Origin of the sequence: Pseudorhodoplanes sp., assembly GCF_050250235.1 — a bacterium.
In the GTDB taxonomy this organism is placed as follows: Bacteria; Pseudomonadota; Alphaproteobacteria; order Rhizobiales; family Xanthobacteraceae; genus Pseudorhodoplanes.
The window spans coordinates 1-3,934 of record NZ_JBFWPA010000287.1 but is presented as its reverse complement, the minus strand read 5'-3'; the positions used below and the strand labels follow the sequence as shown (position 1 = coordinate 3,934).

4 protein-coding genes are annotated in these 3,934 nt (G+C 55.7%); all 4 read left to right on the top strand.

Annotated elements, in window-relative coordinates; all coding sequences use genetic code 11:
• Positions 1 to 260: 260 nt before the first annotated feature.
• The 4 genes from AB7F49_RS38805 (at position 261) to AB7F49_RS38790 (ending at position 3,582) form a co-directional block, all read left to right on the top strand.
• Positions 261 to 1,034, top strand: a complete 774-nt coding sequence (locus AB7F49_RS38805) for an ABC transporter permease (RefSeq protein ID WP_428533185.1) — start codon at positions 261 to 263, stop codon at positions 1,032 to 1,034.
• Between the two features lie 2 nt (positions 1,035 to 1,036).
• The gene (locus AB7F49_RS38800; RefSeq protein ID WP_428533182.1) at positions 1,037 to 1,852 is read left to right on the top strand and encodes a taurine ABC transporter ATP-binding protein; all 816 of its coding nucleotides are present in this window, start codon (positions 1,037 to 1,039) and stop codon (positions 1,850 to 1,852) included.
• A gap of 16 nt (positions 1,853 to 1,868) precedes the next feature.
• Positions 1,869 to 3,164 carry an NAD(P)/FAD-dependent oxidoreductase gene (locus AB7F49_RS38795; RefSeq protein WP_428533179.1) on the top strand — a complete coding sequence of 432 codons (1,296 nt, stop codon included), beginning with the start codon at positions 1,869 to 1,871 and terminating at the stop codon, positions 3,162 to 3,164.
• Between the two features lie 121 nt (positions 3,165 to 3,285).
• The gene (locus AB7F49_RS38790; protein WP_428533176.1) at positions 3,286 to 3,582 is read left to right on the top strand and encodes a hypothetical protein; all 297 of its coding nucleotides are present in this window, start codon (positions 3,286 to 3,288) and stop codon (positions 3,580 to 3,582) included.
• Positions 3,583 to 3,934: the final 352 nt, after the last annotated feature.

Below are 3,934 nucleotides of genomic sequence, written 5' to 3'. Positions count from 1 at the left end.
TCGCATCGGTGAATTTCTTGCCTCCAACAAGCTGATTGCCAAGGCTCCTACTTCCGACGAGCTCGCCAAGGCGATCGACGCGAGCTTCCTCGAGAGCGCGAGTGTCCCGCCTTACGAATGATGAGGTAACTCGGGACCAGCTTATTAAGGCTGGTCCCGAGCAGCCTGACGGTAAAAGACAGGGGACGATACGGACAATGGCCTTAGACACGACGCAAGCCGAAAGCGCTCGACCTTCGCCCCGCAGCACCGGTGTTCGCATGCTTTCGGGGCTTGGCAGTTTCCTGATCAGTGCGATTAGCGTACTCGTCTTTTTTTGCCTTTGGATCGCGCTGTCAAACAGCGGCGCGATTTCTCCCACATTCCTGCCGTCGCCATCAGCGGTGTGGGGCGCGCTTGTCGACGCCCAGGTCGATGGCTATCGAGGCCACACGCTTATCGTCCATGTGGCTTATAGTCTGTTTCGGGTCTTTGCCGGCTTTTCTGCGGCGATTGTGCTGGGTGTCCCGCTTGGACTCCTCATGGGGCGGAGCCAGGTTGCGAATGCCATCGTCGATCCTTTCGTACAGTTCTTTCGGCCGCTTCCGCCGCTGGGCTACTACATGCTTCTCGTCCTGTGGTTCGGCATCGGAGAGATGTCCAAGGTCGTGTTATTGTTCCTCTCCGGATTTCCGGTGGTGGTTGTTTCCGCGGCGGCGGCCGTACGAAGTGTTCAGGAAAGCCATCTGCGGGTCGCACGTTCTCTTGGGCTCACTGAACAGCAGGTTTTCTGGTCTGTGATATTCCCGTCAACGCTGCCCGCGCTCTTTACTGCGGCGCGGCTTACGATCGGCGTGACTTTTGGATCGCTTGTTGCGGCCGAGATCGTGGCGGCGACGAGCGGGGTCGGATTCATCATCCTCAATTCCAGTCAGTATCTGCGCACTGAGTATGTGTTCATGGGCATTATAGTAATCGGAGTTATAGCCTTGATTCTGGACAAGGCGGCGTCGGCCATCGAACGATGGATCGTGCCTTGGGCTGGAAAGAATTAGCCATGGCGACGCTGGGAGAGATGGGCAAGGCGAAAGGCTGCTTTGGTCAGCCATTGCTCAGCATCCGCGATCTGACCATGCGGTTCGATCGCGTCGAGGCGCTCAAATCGATTAATCTCGAAATCCGCGAAGGGGAATTCGTGGCCGTGGTCGGGCCTTCGGGCTGCGGAAAGAGCACTCTGCTCCATATTATCGCGGGATTTATGAGACCGACAGGAGGCTCGGCACGCCTCAACGGCAAAGAAATTACGACCCCCGGCGCGGACCGGACCGTGGTTCTTCAGCAGCCCGCTCTGTTTCCCTGGCTCAATGTCTACGACAACATCGAAATCGGTCCGAAATCTCGCGGGGTTCCAAGAGGAGAGCGCACTGCAATCGTAGAGAGATATCTCGGCCTCGTGGGTTTATCTCATGTCAAGGAGCGGCGGCCCTATGAACTATCGGGCGGCATGCAGCAGCGCGTCTCGCTGGCGCGAGCTCTGGCAAACGATACCCGCATCCTGCTTGTTGATGAACCATTCGGTGCGTTGGACGCATTAACGCGCGACCGCATGCAGCGCGAGATCGTCAGAATCTGGCATGAAACCGGAAAGACTGTTCTGTTCATTACGCATGATGTGGAGGAGGCAGTCTTCTGTGCAACCTCCGTCGTGGTCATGGCGCCGTCGCCAGGACGGATTATCGAGCAACACCCCGCGCCGTTCTCCCGCTTGTATGCAGAGCATGCCATGGGAGCTCGCGCCGTGAAGTCGCGCAGCGATTTCATCGCGCTTCGGGAGACCATCTTGGCCCAAATCGTTGGCGAAGAAAAATACTAGACCACAGCGCAAGAGCATGCCCGAAGACATCTTTGTACCTCAGTTCAAAGCGACGCCCTATTGGTGGGACGTTGAAGGAGAGCCTGACAGGAAAAACCAGTCCTCCCCGAACGTCGCGGATGTCGTTATCATCGGGTCCGGCTTTACCGGGATATCCGCTGCCCTAACGCTTGCGCGCGCTGGCCGACAAGTGGTGGTTCTCGAAGCTGATCGCCCCGGCTTCGGATGTAGCACTCGCAATGGCGGTCATATCGGACCCGGAATCCGAAATACCTTCAGCGAACTGTCTTCTGCGTTCGGCAAGGACACAGCGTATGCTGTCAAGCGTGAGGGATATGAAGCCTACAAACATCTGCTCGATCTGATCGCTGATGAGGATATAAAATGTGATCTGTCCCGGAACGGGCATTGCATCGGTGCCCATACACCACGATCCGTACATCGTCTTCGAAAGCTTGCTGACACTGAACCGGCGGAATTCGAATCCTGCCGCCTGGTTGACAGGAAGGGCGCACTGGAGGAGATCGGCACCAACGCTTTTCATGGCGCTCTGATTTACCCGAGCCGCGGTGGCTTGCACCCCAAGCTCTACCACATGGAGCTGCTGAAGCGCGCCGAAAAGGCCGGGGCGCAAGTCTGCGCCCATCAGCCAGCAACGAATCTGTCAGGCGCTCCAGGCCACTTCACGGTCACAACAGCCCATGGGCAAATCCGTACGAGAGACATTATTCTTGCAACCAATGGCTACACCGGCAGTACGACGCGCTGGTGGCAGAGACGGATCATCCCTATCGGGAGCTATATGATCGCGACCGAACCGCTAGACCCAAATCTGGTGCGGACCCTTTTTCCAAAGGGCTACCAGATGAACGATACGCGCAAGGTGATCTACTATTATCGGCCGTCACCTGACGGACGTCGCATTCTATTTGGCGGGCGGGTAGCGCTGACCGAAACCGATCCACGGACGAGTGCGCCAAGTCTACACGCAGCCATGGTGAAAGTGTTTCCGGAGCTCAGCAAAGCACGGATCTCGCATTCCTGGATGGGCTTCATTGCATACACTTTCGATTCCCTGCCGCATTTCGGTGTCCATGAAGGTATCCACTACGCCATGGGCTATTGTGGCAATGGCGTATCGATGAGCACATATCTCGGCTCGAAGATTGCCAATCTGTTGCTTCAACGAGCGACCACGCCAAGTGTTTTCCAAAGCCGAGCATTTCGGACCATGCCGTTTTATACGGGAAAACCTTGGTTTCTCGCACCGGCCGTTGGCTATTATAGGTTGAAGGACAATCTCTTGGGATAGTCCAAGCTGGCGCCGTTATTTTTCCGATGTGATCGTGGAGATGTCGCTCAGGGACGAGTTCGTAATTTCGATTCTCAGTGAGACCGCTACCCACTACGTTATCGGGTTGGGGCGTAGACTCGTGCTCATTATCGCCGGTCGCGACCCGCCATTGCTGCCGATTACCGCAGAAGCTAAAATCCTTCTCTCAAAATTATCAGTAATAGCAGCAGTCTCTTGGTGCTTGGGCTTTTTTGATTCACACACGCCTCGTCACTATTTGTCCGAAATAACCATCCAAGCATCACACATGATGGAACCTAATCCGAATCTCGCTTTCATCACACAGAATGTAGAGACGGATATCGGACGGGGAGCGCTGAAGAATCAGCAGTCTTTATCGGTGGCTTTAATAGTAGCGCTTTACTTTCGGCGTTGATGGTACTGTGCATGCATATCAATGCGCCTAATGGGGGCGGCCCTGCACTACAACACGGGGCAGCAATTTCAAAATTTGATTGCCAGGGCGCCCGCCGCGCCCCAATGGGTGTTTAACGCTACCTCCCCGATGGCGCTGTTGTGTAATCACGAAGCATCCCGCGCGCTAGAACAGTGGAACTAGCACTCGGGGAACCTCCGGTCGGTCTACTAGTTGACATACCGTTTTTCGGGGAACGAACCAAAAGGAGGTCGTCCATGAAGGAATCGAATTCCTCGGTGGGTGTTCTCGTGGTTGAGGATGAGCCCATTATCGCGATGGACATGAAGTATTCGCTCGCAGATTTGGGGTT